Below are 13,324 nucleotides of genomic sequence, written 5' to 3'. Positions count from 1 at the left end.
CGCCATGCTAGTGGGCGAACCGGTGGGCGAGTACGGCCGCGCCGTCGCCCGGAAGCTCGGGCGACGGCGCGCACATGAACGGCGGTAGGCCTCCGGTCAGCGGGTGACGACCTGCCCCTTGGCCACCACCGTGATGCCGGACTCGGTCACGGTGAAGCCCCGCTCGCGGTCGTGCTCGGGGTCGATCCCCACCATGGCGCCCTCCTCGACCTGGACGTACTTGTCCAGGATGGCGCGATTGACCACGGTGTTGCGGCCCACCTCGGCGCCGTCCATGAGGACCGACTCGCGCACCGACGACCAGGAGTTGACGCGCACACCGGGGGACAGGACCGAGGAGATCACCTCACCACCGGAGACGATGACACCCGGTGAGACGATCGAGTCGACCGCGTGCCCCAGGCGCTCGTGGTGGCCGTAAACGAACTTGGCCGGCGGCATCGCGGCCTGGTAACCGGCGAACAGCGGCCAACGGTCGTTGTACAGGTTGAACACGGGGGTCACCGAGATGAGGTCCTGGTGCGCCTCGAAGAAGGCGTCCACGGTCCCCACGTCGCGCCAGTAGTCGCGGTCGCGCTCGGAGGAGCCGGGCACGTCATTGTCCTTGAAGTCGTAGACGCCGGCCGCACCCTGGTTGACGAACCAGGGCACGATGCTGCCGCCCATGTCGTGCTTGGAGGCCTCATCGGCGGCGTCGACCGTCACGGCCTCCAGGAGCGCGTCGGCGTTCATGATGTAGTTGCCCATCGAGGCCAGGACCTCCTCGGGGGAGTCCGGCAGACCGGGGGTCTCCTTGGGCTTCTCCACGAAGGCCTTGATCCTCCCGCGGTCGGCCGGGTCGGTCTCGATGACGCCGAACTGGTCCGCCAGGGACCGGGGCTGACGGATGCCCGCCACGGTGCAGGGCAGTCCGGAGGCGATGTGGTGGTCCAGCATCTGGGAGAAGTCCATGCGGTAGATGTTGTCCGCACCGGTGATGACCACGTAGTCCGGCCGCTCGTCGTCGAGCAGGTTGAGGGACTGGTAGATCGCGTCGGCACTCCCCAGGAACCAGTGCTTGCCCACACGCTGCTGGGCCGGCACCGGCGCGATGTAGTTGCCCAGCATGTCGGACATGCGCCACGTCTTGGAGATGTGACGGTCCAGGGAGTGGGACTTGTACTGGGTGAGAACCACGACCTTGAGGAAGCCGGAGTTGATCATGTTGGACAGGGAGAAGTCGATGAGCCGGTAGATACCGCCGAAGGGCACGGCCGGCTTGGCACGATCAACGGTCAGGGGCATGAGGCGCTTGCCCTCGCCACCGGCGAGGACGATTGCGAGAACACGAGGTTGAGCCATGTGGCCCACCTTACGTTGCTCGAGAGGCTTGCGGGGCCGAATGGGTCACAAGCCGGGTAGATTCTGCACCGAATCGTTGCCTGGAGCCTCGCCCCGCTCCCTGTGCGCCAAGCGGATCGTCCTGACCGAGACCCCGGATCCCACGCGCGCCCCGACACCCTCCGACGCGGGACGGACCTCAGCCGGACCTTCTCGCAGGAGTCGGTGGAAACCACCGGTGTTGAACGGTCCCGCCGGGGCCCGTGTGCGTATACCGTCAGAGGTGGTGCCCGACACCCACCGCGGGCGCCCGTCCTGCGCCGAGGACGGCGCGGTCAGTCCATCCAGCAGACAGAGGAGAGGCACACCCATGAGGGTCGACCTGCTGACCAAGGAGTACCCACCCTTCATCTACGGCGGCGCCGGGGTCCACGTCAACGAGCTCGCCAAGGTCCTGCGCCCCCTGGCCGACGTCCGTGTCCACGCCTTCGGAGGCCCCCGCGAGCCCGGCACCGAGGGCGCCGACGACGGCGTCACCGGCTACCCCGAGATCGCCGAGCTCGACGGCGCCAACGCCGCCCTGCGCACCTTCGGCGTCGACCTGGAGATGGCCCAGGGCACCGAGGGAACGGACCTCGTCCACTCCCACACCTGGTACGCCAACCTCGCCGGACACCTGGCCGGCCTCCTCCATGGCGTCCCCCACGTCATCAGTGCCCACTCCCTGGAGCCCCTGCGCCCCTGGAAGGCCGAGCAGCTCGGGGGCGGCTACGCCCTGTCCTCCTGGGCGGAGAAGACCGCCTACGAGGCCGCCTCCGGCATCATCGCAGTCTCCAACGGCATGCGCGAGGACATCCTGCGCTCCTACCCGGCCGTCGACCCCGAGCGCGTCAAGGTCGTCCACAACGGCATCGACCTCGAGGCATGGAAGCACCCGCAGGGCGAGGGCGCCGACGCCGCGGCCGCCGCCACCCTCAAACGGCTCGGCATCGACCCCGACCGCCCCGCCGTCGTCTTCGTCGGACGCATCACCCGTCAGAAGGGCCTGCCGCACCTGCTGCGCGCCTGCGAGCAGCTGCCCGCGGACGTGCAGGTCATCCTGTGCGCCGGCGCCCCCGACACCCCCGAGATCAAGGCCGAGGTCGAGGGCCTCGTGGCCAGGCTGCGCGAGAAGCGCACCGGCGTGGTCTGGATCGAGGAGATGCTGCCGCGCCCCGAGCTCATCGCCGTGCTGGCCGCCTCCGACGTCTTCGTGTGCCCCTCGGTCTACGAGCCCCTGGGCATCGTCAACCTCGAGGCCATGGCCGTGGGCCTGCCGGTCGTCGGATCGGCCACCGGTGGCATCCCCGATGTCATCGTCGACGGCGAGACCGGCCTCCTGGTGCCCATCGAGCAGGTCCAGGACGGCACCGGCACCCCCATCGACCCGGCCCGCTTCGAGGCCGACCTGGCCGAGCGCCTCACCACCCTGGTCACCGACACCGAGGCCGCCAGGACCATGGGGCAGGCCGCCCGACGTCGCGTCGAGGAGCATTTCGCCTGGGAGGCCATCGCCCAGCGCACCATGGACGTCTACAACTGGGTCCTGGCCCAGGGCTGAACGGGACGACTCCCGCCCGACCACGCCACCGAGTGGCGTAGGCCCACTACCGGGCCCACCACTCGGTGGCCGCGGCGGCGCCGTGACGCGCCACCGCCAGCAGCGGACGCAGGACGCCGGCTCGCCGCTGCGCCTGAAGGGCGGTCGTGGCCGCGCCGTCATCGTCCAGGGCCAGCTCGCACATCCCCGCCAGCCGCAAGGAGCGCTCCAACAGCTCCCGATCACGGCGCGCCAGCCACGGCGGGATGAGGCGCGGATCCACCACGGCGGTGAGAAGGTCATTGAGGGCATCGGCCATCTCCGGGCGCTCGCGGGCCAGGTCGAGCTCGACGAGCGCCTCGATGGCCTCCTCTGTCGCGGAGTGCACCTGTCTGCGGGCGTGCGCCGCATCCAGGGGAGGCAGTGGGCCGGCCACCGGCTCGGCGTGCCAGGTCACCGAGGTGCCGGAGTCCTCAGGCACCAGCAGCACTCGACCGGGTGCCCCCTCCAGGACGACGCCCTCCTCGATGTCGGGGAGGATCCCCCAGGTGCCGGTGCCACCGGCCGGTGAGGGCAGAACCGCGCTCACCCGGCTCAGTGGGCGGGCGGCGGTGAGCCACTGCGCCAGGCTGACGCGCTCTGGACCGTTGGTGTCGTCGGCGGGGCCGTCGACGACACCGCCGACGACGTCATGGGCGCCGTCGGGGCCTTCAATGAGCGACAGGCCGTGCGATGAGGGCGATGGCGCCCACAGAGCCAGCACGATGCTGACAGGCGGGTTGAGGGGATCCATGGGGGACAACCATAGTGAATGGCGGCGAGGCGGGCCCCGAAGGGGACCGGGCGCCATGCGGATCGCGGCTCTCGTCCCGCATCTGCCCTGTGTGAACTCGGCGTCACGATAGGATCACTTCATGACCAGTGTCCTGCACCTCAACGACGTCTCGCTGCACCGCGGCAGCCACCAGATCCTCAGCCACGTCAGCTGGACCGTGGAGGAGGGCCAGCACTGGGTGCTGCTGGGCTCCAACGGTGCGGGCAAGACCACGATCGCCAGGATCGCCTCGGCCAGGCTCTTCCCCTCCTCCGGCACGGTGGACATCCTCTCCGAGCGGCTCGGGCGCGTGGACGTCTCCGAGCTCCACCCCCGTATCGGCCTGTTGTCCTCAGCCCTGGCCGCTGATGTCCAGAACGGCGAGAAGGTGCTCGGCGTGGTCCTGTCGGCCTCCTACGGGCGCATCGGGCGCTGGCGCGAGGAGTACGACGACTTCGACCTTGAGCGCGCTCACGCCCTTCTGGGCGCCCTGGGGGCCGCTCACCTGGTCGACCGGCTGTGGGGAACGCTGTCATCGGGGGAGCGCAAGCGCGTCGAGCTGGCTCGCGCCCTCATGCCGGACCCGGAGATGCTCTTCCTCGACGAGCCGGCCTCGGGCCTGGACCTGGCAGGTCGTGAACAGCTCCTGGCGGCGCTCACCGAGATCATCTCCTCGCCGGACTCGCCCTCCATGGTCCTGGTGACCCACCACCTGGAGGAGATCCCGGAGGGCTTCACCCATGCACTCACGCTGCGTGAGGGGAAGGTCGTGGGCTCCGGTCCGCTGGAGCAGGTCCTCACCGTGGACACGATCAGCACGACCTTCGGCATGCCGCTGGAGGTCACCTACGACCGCGGTCGCTACGCCGCCAGGGGCCGACCCGGCGGCCACGGCAGGCGCGTCGCCGCGGCCAGGGGCTGACCGGCTCCGGGCGCATCAAGCCGCTTTGGACCGCCCCGTCCCCGCCCGGTACGGGACCACGTACTCACCAACCGCGTTCATCAGGAGGTTCTCATGGAATGGCTGATCTGGGTCGGAGGGGCGTTGCTCCTCATCGTCATTGAGACGGTGACAGCCGACCTCACCTTCCTCATGATTGCCGGTGGTGCGCTGGGAGGAGGACTGACATCCTTCCTCGGTGGACCCGTGTGGGCGCAGGTCGTGGTCTTCGCCTGTGTCTCCACCCTGCTTCTCTTCGCCGTGCGCCCTTGGGCCAAGCGGCGCCTGGCGGCCGCCACCCCGCAGATGAAGACCAACGTCGACGCCCTCATCGGCAGGTCGGCCACCACCATCACCGCGGTGGATGACGGCGGCGGCCGGGTCCGCCTGGGCGGTGAGGAGTGGAGCGCCCGTCTGGCTCCTGCCACCCAGGGGGGCGTCACCCGCCTGGAGGCAGGGGCGAGCGTGACCGTGACACAGATCGACGGGGCCGTGGCGGTGGTCTCCCCGGCGGCGACTTCCGCCACCGCCCCCTCATCCTGACGTGCAGTCTCGGTGTGGGGAGCTCATAGCGGCGCGGACCGGGCCGATGGTGCCCTACTGTGTTGGCATCGTCAGGATCCGGCATCGCGTCTGCTGACCCTCCCCTCCCGCCCTGATATTCCCGGCGTCGGCCCATCAACCGTTCTGACCACCCGTTCAACCCCGCAGGAGGAAACTCGTGCCCTTCGTCTCCATCATCTTGCTTCTCTTGGCCGTGCTGGTCATCGTCGCCATCTTCCGGTCGGTGCGGATCGTCAAGCAGAGCACCGCGATCATCGTTGAGCGCCTCGGGCGCTTCCAGGCGGCCTACGGCGCTGGAATGCACTTCCTGGTGCCCTTCATCGACCGGGTGCGCAACATCATGGACCTGCGTGAGCAGGTCGTCTCCTTCCCGCCTCAGCCGGTCATCACCTCCGACAACCTCGTCGTGAGCATCGACTCGGTGGTCTACTACCAGATCACCGACCCCATGCGTGCCACCTACGAGATCTCCAACTACCTGCAGGCCATTGAGCAGCTGACGGTCACCACGCTGCGTAACGTCGTCGGCTCCATGGACCTGGAGCAGACGCTGACCAGCCGTGACCAGATCAACGGCCAGCTACGCGGTGTCCTGGACCAGGCCACCGGTCGTTGGGGAATCCGCGTCAACAGCGTGGAGCTGAAGTCCATTGACCCGCCGGCCTCCATCCAGGGCTCCATGGAGCAGCAGATGCGCGCCGAGCGCGACCGCCGCGCCGCGATCCTGACCGCCGAGGGCGTCAAGCAGTCCCAGATCCTCACGGCCGAGGGTGACAAGCAGTCCGCCATCCTGCGCGCCGAGGGTCAGGCGCAGTCCGCGATCCTCAAGGCCCAGGGTGAGTCTCGCGCCATCCTCCAGGTCTTCGACGCCATCCACCGCGGCAACGCCGACTCCAAGCTGCTGGCCTACCAGTACCTCCAGACCCTGCCCAAGATCGCCAACGGCTCCTCCTCCAAGATGTGGATCGTGCCCACCGAGTTCACTGCGGCACTCGACGGCATCGCCGGCGCCCTCGGCGGCGGCAAGGACGGAGGCCCCGGCGGCGGCTCGGACCACTCCGACGACGACGCCTCCCGTCCCGGTGTTGACCTCTCGGGCAGCGAGCTCGACCTGGGCATCGCCTCGGACCTGGCCAGCACCAGCCTCCAGGCCCCCGAGGAGGCCCTCGCCCAGGCCCGCGGCGAGGTCGAGTCGGCCTCCCAGGAGGCCAGTGAGGAGCCCGCTCCCAAGGGAGGAGTCTCCCCGAAGGCTCCCGTGGATGAGGTTGACGGCGAAGCCACTGTGGCCGTCCCGACCTCCGAAGGCGTCGAGGGGGCTCACGCCGCACACGGCAGCCACGTGGCCGACCCCGAGGACGAGGGGCAGCAGCCGGGTTCCGTGCCCCCGCGCGGCGGTTACGGCATCCAGGCTCAGCCGGGGTACGGCACGCCTCCCGGCGCGCCCCAGGGACCCTACGGAGCCTGAGCCGGCTGCCCTGAGGCCCGTTGGGAACCAGGAGAGGTCCCAGGGGGCATTCGCTGCGGCGGGAGGAGTGGGCGATCCACGATGATCGGCCTATTCTTCCCGCCGTACTGCTGTGCTGAGCGGGGAAGGACCCAGAAGGTGACGAGCGATGATTATTGAGCTGGACGACGGCGCCGACGAGCGCCTGGCGGACTACACCAGGCTGACGGACGTGGCGCTGCGCCGTCGGCTGGAGACGCAGCGGGGCCTGTACATGGCCGAGTCCTCCAAGGTCATCACGCGGGCCGTGGCCGCCGGGCACTCCCCACGATCCTTCCTCATGGCCCCGCGCCACCTGGCTGAGATGCGCCCGGTCATCGCCTCAGCGGCCGGATGCGGGGGAAACGACGACGGCGGGGAGGTTCCTGTCTTCGTCGCTCCCGAGGAGGTACTGGAGTCCATCACGGGTTTCCACCTGCACCGCGGGGCGCTGGCCGCCATGAACCGGCCCGAGCTGGCCAGTGTTCCCGAGCTCCTGACGGCCGCGCGAGGGGGAGCAGGGGCCAAAAGGGTTGCGATCCTGGAGGACCTGGTGGATCACACGAACGTGGGGGCCGCCTTCCGCAGTGCGGCTGCCCTGGGGATCGACGCCGTTCTGGTCACTCCGCGTTGCGCGGATCCTCTCTACCGGCGCAGCGTGCGTGTCTCCATGGGCACCGTCTTCCAGGTCCCCTGGACCCGGATCGAGCGCTGGCCTGCCATGGATGAGCTCCATGCGCAGGGCTTCACCGTGGCCGCGCTGGCCCTGTCGGAGAACTCGGTGGCGCTGGATGAGTTCGCGGCCTCGCCGGCCTGTACGGAACCGGACTCGCGGGTCGCCGTCGTCCTGGGCACGGAGGGTGACGGGCTGTCCCACTGGACGATTGCCGCGGCCGACGAGGTGGTGCGCATCCCCATGGCCGGGGGAGTGGACTCCCTCAACGTGGCGGCTGCCGCGGCCGTGGCCTTCTGGGCGCTGCGTCTGCCCTGACCCGGACCGGAACCGGCACTGCCAGCAGGTACCGGGTAAGTAGCACGTCGGGGCCGGATCCGTCCATTCACGGATCCGGCCCCGACGTCGTATCAGCGGCCTATCGGGTCGGCTGTGTCGCTATGAGAATCAGGCCTCGGGCGCGGTCACCTTGATGAGCGCGTCACCGGGCTCCACCGAGTCTCCGCCGACGACCTCAACCGAGGCGAAGGAGGCGGTGTTGGTGATGAGCACCGGCGTGGTCAGCGGGTAGCCGGCCTGCTCGATGACGGAGCGATCCACGCGGACGAGCTCTTGACCCTCGCTGACGCGGTCGCCCTGGGAGACCTTGACGTCGAAGCCCTTGCCCTCCAGGTTGACGGTGTCCAGACCCACGTGGATGAGGATCTCCACGCCGTTGTCCAGGGTGATGCCGAAGGCGTGCCCCGAGGAGGGGGCGACGACGACGGTTCCGTCCGCGGGAGCCGTGACGACGATGTCGCCTTCGGGCTCCAGACCGACGCCCTGGCCGACGGCGCCCGAGGAGAACACCGGGTCGGGAACCTTGTCCAGGTCCATGGTTGTGGCCTTGAGCGGTGAGGTGATCTCGGTGACCGCGCCGGGAACGAGGGCCGGCTTGGGCGTGGGGGCCTTGGCGGTCCGGTCGCCCTCCTCAGCGGTACCGGCAGCCGCGGCGGCGCCGTCGGTCTCGGGCTCCTCAGCGGCCTCAGCCGGGGCAGATGCAGAGACCTTGGCGGCCTCCGCGTCGGCCACAGCCGCACGGGCCTCGGCCCGCTCCTCCTTGGTGCGGTAGTCCGTGAAAATGATGAGAGTCATCGAGGTGGCGAAGGCCGCGGCGATGGCGATGCCGTACAGGGCCATGGGGGTGAAGACCGGGATGCTCAGCAGTGAGCTGAACACGAAGGTAGAGGCCTTGATACCGCCGCCGATACCGGTGATGAGACCGCCCACGAGACAGCCGGCCAGCAGACGCGGGTAGATGCGCTTGAAGCGCAGGTGGATACCGTAGAGGCTTGGCTCGGAGATGCCACCGAAGAGGCCGGCGGCCAGGGCACCGGAGGCCGTCTGACGCATGACCTTGTCCTTGTCACGAATGGCCAGGACCAGCACACCGGCGGTGGCGCCGAAGCAGGCGAAGTTCCACGAGCCCATGGGACCCTGGATGAAGTCGTAGCCCAGCGAGCTGATGTTGGCCAGCATGATGGCGTTGAGTGGCCAGTGCAGACCCAGCGGCACCAGGAACGGGTAGAGCAGTGGGATGACGATTGCGAAGACGATCGGAGCGCTCGTGTTGAGCCACGCCAGTCCGGATCCCAGGCCTGTACCGACCCAGATACCTACTGGACCGATGATGAAGGCCGTCACCGGCATCATGATGATGAAGGAGAAGAACGGAACAAACACCATCTGCACGTTAGAGGGAATGAGTTTGGCCAGACCCTTGTAGACCAGGGCCAGGATGGCCACCATCATGAGGGGAACGAAGACCTGGCCGCTGTAGTCGTTGAGCTGCATGGGAACGCCCGCGATATGCGCGACACACAGGTCCTTGTTCAACGTGGCGTTGTGGGTGCAGGTCGTTCCCATTGCCTTGTCGAGTTCAAGGAATGGAGGCGTCATAAGCGCCGCCATGACCGCAGCGCCGACCCAGGGGTCGATGTTGAGCTTCTTGGCGGCGTTGTATGCCACCATGATGGGCAGGAAGTGGAACACCGACTTGAACATGGCCTCCGCGAAGACCTGTGCGGCGGGCTTGTCCGCGGCCGTGAGGTTCGGGTCACTGGCATTGATGACGCCGAGTGAATCCAGTACCGCAAGGCCGGCGATGATGAGCGAGGCGCCCAGCAGCACCGGCAGCAGGGGGCGGAAGGAGTCCGAGAGGTACTCGAAGAAGGCATCGACGTAGGCGTTCTTGCCGCGGGCCTTGGCCCGAGCGGCGGCCTTGACGTCGGCGTCGGACTCACCTGAGCTGGAACCGGAGGAGCTGCCCTGGCTCTTCATGGCCGGCAGGCTGTTGATCTCGTCGTACACGCTCTGTACGGCACCACCGATGACGATCTGGTAACGGTCCCCGGACTGGGGGACTGCGCCCATGACGCCCGGGATGGCCTCGACGGCCGCCTTGTCGATGCCGGAGGCGTCCTTGAGCTCGAAGCGCAGTCGGGTGGCGCAGTGGGTGAAATGGATGATGTTCTCGGCGCCGCCCACGGCGTCGAGGATTGCCTCAGGGGTTGAGGTCGTGGTTGCCATTCGGGCCCTTTCCTACTGGGCGAGGTCGACGACGACGGATGCACGCCGGTGCGCTCCGAGTCCCCGATGGGCTCGCTCTCGGTGGTGGGGATCTGACACCTCGTGCGCCGCACGGGCGCGAAGAAGGTGGTTGAGGAAGAGGGTACTGTCTTATGGCTCAGAACAAAAAGGGAACAGTCCGTCCGGATGGTGCTGCTGGCCTTCTCAAGACGGCCAATGTCCACGAATCTGCGCGATCCCGGTATCCACTGGTAGGTGTTTGCACAGATGAGGCTCTTTGCGTGCACAGCCGCCCAGACCAGTGGGTGCGCCGGCGGAGTGGTTTTTGCACGCTTGAGGCACGCCTCCCCCGCCTCACGTGAAGGAGCCCGACATGAGTGCGCAGACCTTTCTGGTTGCCCAGCCGGCACCGCCGGTCCTACCGAACAATCCGGTTCGCCCTCCCACCACGACTTCGCCTCCCGCCCCGTCCCAGACCGGCTCGCCGGATTCGCCGAGCCTCTACGGTCCACCGGGGTGGACGGTGCGCATCGGCCTGTGGCGCCTGCTTGAGCCCTGGCTCGACACCCCGCGCTGCCTGCCGGGGGAGACGCCACTGCGGCTGGATGCTCTGGGCGCCCCGGTGAGCGACTACGTGCCCTTCCGTGGGATGGACGCCGCCACGGCGGCCGACCTGCTCCTGCGGCTGCCGGCTGCGGCACTGAGTGACCGCCAGAACCTCGCCCCGACCCTCAAGACGTTGCTGTCCGCCTGCGCCGGAGCGGACGGGCAGGTGCGCCTGTCCGGTTACGGCATCGGTCCCCAGCGAGAGGACGAGCGTCTGAGCGTCGAGGCCCTATGGGTCGCCGACGCCGACCTGCAGGACTACGAGGTCCTCGCCGAGCACAGTCGGGCCTGCCAGTGCTCCGCGCTGTGGGATCGGGTCAAGGAGCGGTACGAGCTCGACGCCAGGTGCGTCCCTGACGACATCGTGCGCACCCGGCCAGAGTGGGCCGGCGGAGGGGTCGGCTGGTGGATGTGGTGGGACTGATAGGTCCGTTGCGGCGGGCAGGACCGGCGGGCCCGTACGATGGCGCGCGTGATCAATGTCCAGGACCTCACCATGCGTATCGGTGCCCGCCAGCTCGTCGCTCACGCCGGCTTCCGGGTCGACAAGGGGATGCGCATCGGCCTCGTGGGCCGCAACGGCGCCGGCAAGACCACCATGACCAAGCTGCTCGCCGCCGCCTCCGTGGCCCAGGGAGCCGGCCGTGCCGTCAACGACGCCGATGAGCGCCACGGGCTGGAGGCCGTCGAGCACGAGGGCACGATCACCTGCACCAGCTCGGTGGGCTACCTGCCTCAGGACACCAAGGTCGGGGACCTTGGCGAGATCGCCCGGGACCGGATCCTCTCGGCCCGTGGCATCGACGCGCTCCTGGCCCGCATCCGCAAGGCCGAGGAGCGCATCGCCGTCACCGAGGGTGAGGCTCAGGCCAAGGCCCTGGACCGCTACACGCGCCTGGACCACGAGTTCACCATGGCCGGCGGCTACGCCGCCGCCTCCGAGGCAGCCCGCATCAGCGCCGCCCTGGGCCTGCCCGACCGCGTCCTCGACCAGCCCATCGGCACGCTCTCGGGCGGCCAGCGCCGTCGGGTCGAGCTCTCCCGGGTCCTGTTCCAGCAGCCCGACACGCTCCTGCTCGACGAGCCCACCAACCACCTGGACCACGACTCGATCCTGTGGCTGCGCGACCACCTGCGCACCTACGCCGGTGGCTTCATCGTCATCAGCCACGACGTCGAACTCCTGCGCGACACCGTCAACCAGGTCATGTACCTCGACGCCGGCCGCGGGGTCCTCGACGTCTACCACCTGGGCTGGGACGCCTACCTCAAGCAGCGCGCCGACGACGAGCACCGGCGCCGTCGAGAGCGCGCCAACGCCGAGAAGAAGGCCGCCGTCCTGCGCGCCCAGGGGGAGAAGATGCGGGCCAAGGCCACCAAGGCCGTGGCCGCCCAGCAGATGCTCAAGCGGGCCGAGCGCCTCATGGCCGACCTGGAGGACGAGGCCGCCGTGGAGAAGGTCGCCCACCTGCGCTTCCCCGACCCGGCCCCCTGCGGCAAGACCCCGCTGCGGGCCGCCGGACTGTCCAAGGCCTACGGCTCCTTGGAGGTCTTCGCCGGCGTGGGCCTGGCCATCGACCGCGGCAGCCGGGTCGTGGTCCTGGGCCTCAACGGCGCCGGCAAGACCACGCTCCTGCGCCTGCTCGGCGGGGTGGAGGAGCCCGACTCCGGCGAGGTCATCCCCGGCCACGGTCTCAAGATCGGCTACTACGCCCAGGAGCACGAGACCATCGACACCGAGGCGACCGTCGTGGAGAACCTGCGCCGCGCCGCCCCCGGCATGGACGACACCCAGGTGCGCAGCGTCCTGGGCTCCTTCCTCTTCTCGGGCTCGGACGCCGACAAGCCCGCCCGGGTCCTCTCCGGCGGGGAGAAGACCCGTCTGGCCCTGGCCATGCTCGTGGTCTCCAGCGCCAACGTCCTCCTGCTCGATGAGCCCACGAACAACCTCGACCCGGCCAGCCGCGAGGAGATCCTCGGGGCGCTGGGCACCTTCGCCGGCGCCGTCGTCCTGGTCACCCACGATGAGGGAGCCGTTGAGGCCCTGAACCCCGACCGGGTCCTCCTGCTGCCCGACGGCGACGAGGACCTGTGGGGGCCGGAGTACCTCGAGCTGGTGGCCCTCGCCTGAGGGCGAGGCCGTCACATCCCACCCGGCCCGGGGGCGATGCCGTCGGACACAGTGAGTCCCCTCACCCCGGCTCCGGTGTGGGGACCGCGTAGGGTTGTCACCAGGAACAAGGCATCCGGATGGAGTGTTGGCTCCAACGGATCCTTACGGCTCTCGTCAGAAGAGCCGCCGCAGGACCTTCAGCGGCGCCGCACGGAGCGCCGCAGACACACGTAGGCATACGAGACCAGGAGATGACCATGGCAGAGACCGCCCTGACCGACACCACTGACACCGAGACCCCTGAGCACGAGGTCATCCTCACCGAGACCGCCGCGGCGAAGGTCGCCAACCTCTTGGCCCAGGAGGGTCGCGACGACCTGCGCCTGCGCGTGGCCGTCCAGCCCGGAGGCTGCTCCGGCCTGGTCTACCAGCTCTACTTCGACGAGCGTCTCCTGGACGGCGACGCCGTGCGCGCCTTCCCCACGGGCAGTGACGAGATGGCTAGCGTCGAGGTGGTCGTCGACCGCATGAGCGTGCCCTACCTGTCCGGCGCCACCATCGACTTCGCCGACACCATCGAGAAGCAGGGCTTCACCATCGACAACCCCAACGCCGCCGGAAGCTGCGCCTGCGGCGAGTCCTTCCACTGATCCCTCCCGCGCAG

The 13,324-nt window shown here is 69.0% G+C and carries 11 protein-coding genes; 8 read left to right on the top strand and 3 right to left on the bottom strand.

Going from position 1 to position 13,324, the window contains the following annotated elements:
• Window positions 1–96: 96 nt before the first annotated feature.
• A complete protein-coding gene (locus tag BKH28_RS01435; protein ID WP_075417164.1) occupies window positions 97–1,341 on the bottom strand; it encodes a glucose-1-phosphate adenylyltransferase in 1,245 nt (414 codons plus the stop codon).
• Between the two features lie 349 nt (window positions 1,342–1,690).
• Between BKH28_RS01435 and glgA the strand changes: the two genes are divergently transcribed.
• Window positions 1,691–2,920, top strand: coding sequence for a glycogen synthase (glgA, locus tag BKH28_RS01430; RefSeq protein ID WP_075417163.1), 1,230 nt, complete (start codon window positions 1,691–1,693; stop codon window positions 2,918–2,920).
• A gap of 46 nt (window positions 2,921–2,966) precedes the next feature.
• Here glgA and BKH28_RS01425 read toward each other — a convergent pair whose 3' ends face one another.
• The gene (locus BKH28_RS01425; RefSeq protein ID WP_075417162.1) at window positions 2,967–3,692 is read right to left on the bottom strand and encodes a hypothetical protein; all 726 of its coding nucleotides are present in this window, start codon (window positions 3,690–3,692) and stop codon (window positions 2,967–2,969) included.
• A 121-nt stretch (window positions 3,693–3,813) separates the two neighbouring features.
• Between BKH28_RS01425 and BKH28_RS01420 the strand changes: the two genes are divergently transcribed.
• The 4 genes from BKH28_RS01420 (at window position 3,814) to BKH28_RS01405 (ending at window position 7,691) form a co-directional block, all read left to right on the top strand.
• Entirely contained in the window at window positions 3,814–4,635 is an 822-nt protein-coding gene (locus BKH28_RS01420; RefSeq protein WP_075417161.1) for an ABC transporter ATP-binding protein, read from the top strand.
• A 93-nt stretch (window positions 4,636–4,728) separates the two neighbouring features.
• Window positions 4,729–5,196: an NfeD family protein gene (locus tag BKH28_RS01415; protein ID WP_075417160.1), complete on the top strand. Its 468-nt coding sequence runs from the start codon at window positions 4,729–4,731 to the stop codon at window positions 5,194–5,196.
• Window positions 5,197–5,374: 178 nt separating this feature from the next.
• The gene (locus tag BKH28_RS01410; RefSeq protein ID WP_075417159.1) at window positions 5,375–6,682 is read left to right on the top strand and encodes an SPFH domain-containing protein; all 1,308 of its coding nucleotides are present in this window, start codon (window positions 5,375–5,377) and stop codon (window positions 6,680–6,682) included.
• Window positions 6,683–6,830: 148 nt separating this feature from the next.
• On the top strand, window positions 6,831–7,691 hold the full coding sequence (locus BKH28_RS01405) for a TrmH family RNA methyltransferase (protein ID WP_075417158.1): 861 nt from the start codon (window positions 6,831–6,833) through the stop codon (window positions 7,689–7,691).
• 129 nt (window positions 7,692–7,820) lie between these two features.
• On the opposite strand, the gene BKH28_RS01400 is transcribed toward BKH28_RS01405, so the two are convergent.
• Window positions 7,821–9,941 (bottom strand): glucose PTS transporter subunit IIA, encoded by a 2,121-nt coding sequence (locus tag BKH28_RS01400; protein WP_075417157.1) that lies wholly within the window; start codon window positions 9,939–9,941, stop codon window positions 7,821–7,823.
• 373 nt (window positions 9,942–10,314) lie between these two features.
• Here BKH28_RS01400 and BKH28_RS01395 point away from each other — a divergent pair, with 373 nt between their 5' ends.
• From BKH28_RS01395 to BKH28_RS01385, 3 genes are all read left to right on the top strand, one after another.
• Window positions 10,315–10,971 (top strand): hypothetical protein, encoded by a 657-nt coding sequence (locus tag BKH28_RS01395; RefSeq protein ID WP_075417156.1) that lies wholly within the window; start codon window positions 10,315–10,317, stop codon window positions 10,969–10,971.
• Between the two features lie 48 nt (window positions 10,972–11,019).
• Complete coding sequence (locus tag BKH28_RS01390; protein WP_178388801.1) at window positions 11,020–12,678, top strand: ABC-F family ATP-binding cassette domain-containing protein; 1,659 nt, start codon at window positions 11,020–11,022, stop codon at window positions 12,676–12,678.
• A 239-nt stretch (window positions 12,679–12,917) separates the two neighbouring features.
• Complete coding sequence (locus BKH28_RS01385) at window positions 12,918–13,310, top strand: HesB/IscA family protein (RefSeq protein WP_075417154.1); 393 nt, start codon at window positions 12,918–12,920, stop codon at window positions 13,308–13,310.
• Window positions 13,311–13,324: the final 14 nt, after the last annotated feature.

This window comes from Actinomyces oris, from assembly GCF_001937665.1.
GTDB classification, from domain to species: Bacteria; Actinomycetota; Actinomycetes; order Actinomycetales; family Actinomycetaceae; genus Actinomyces; species Actinomyces stomatis.
Note: the sequence above shows the minus strand (reverse complement) of the source record. Positions and strands in the feature narration are given on the sequence as shown.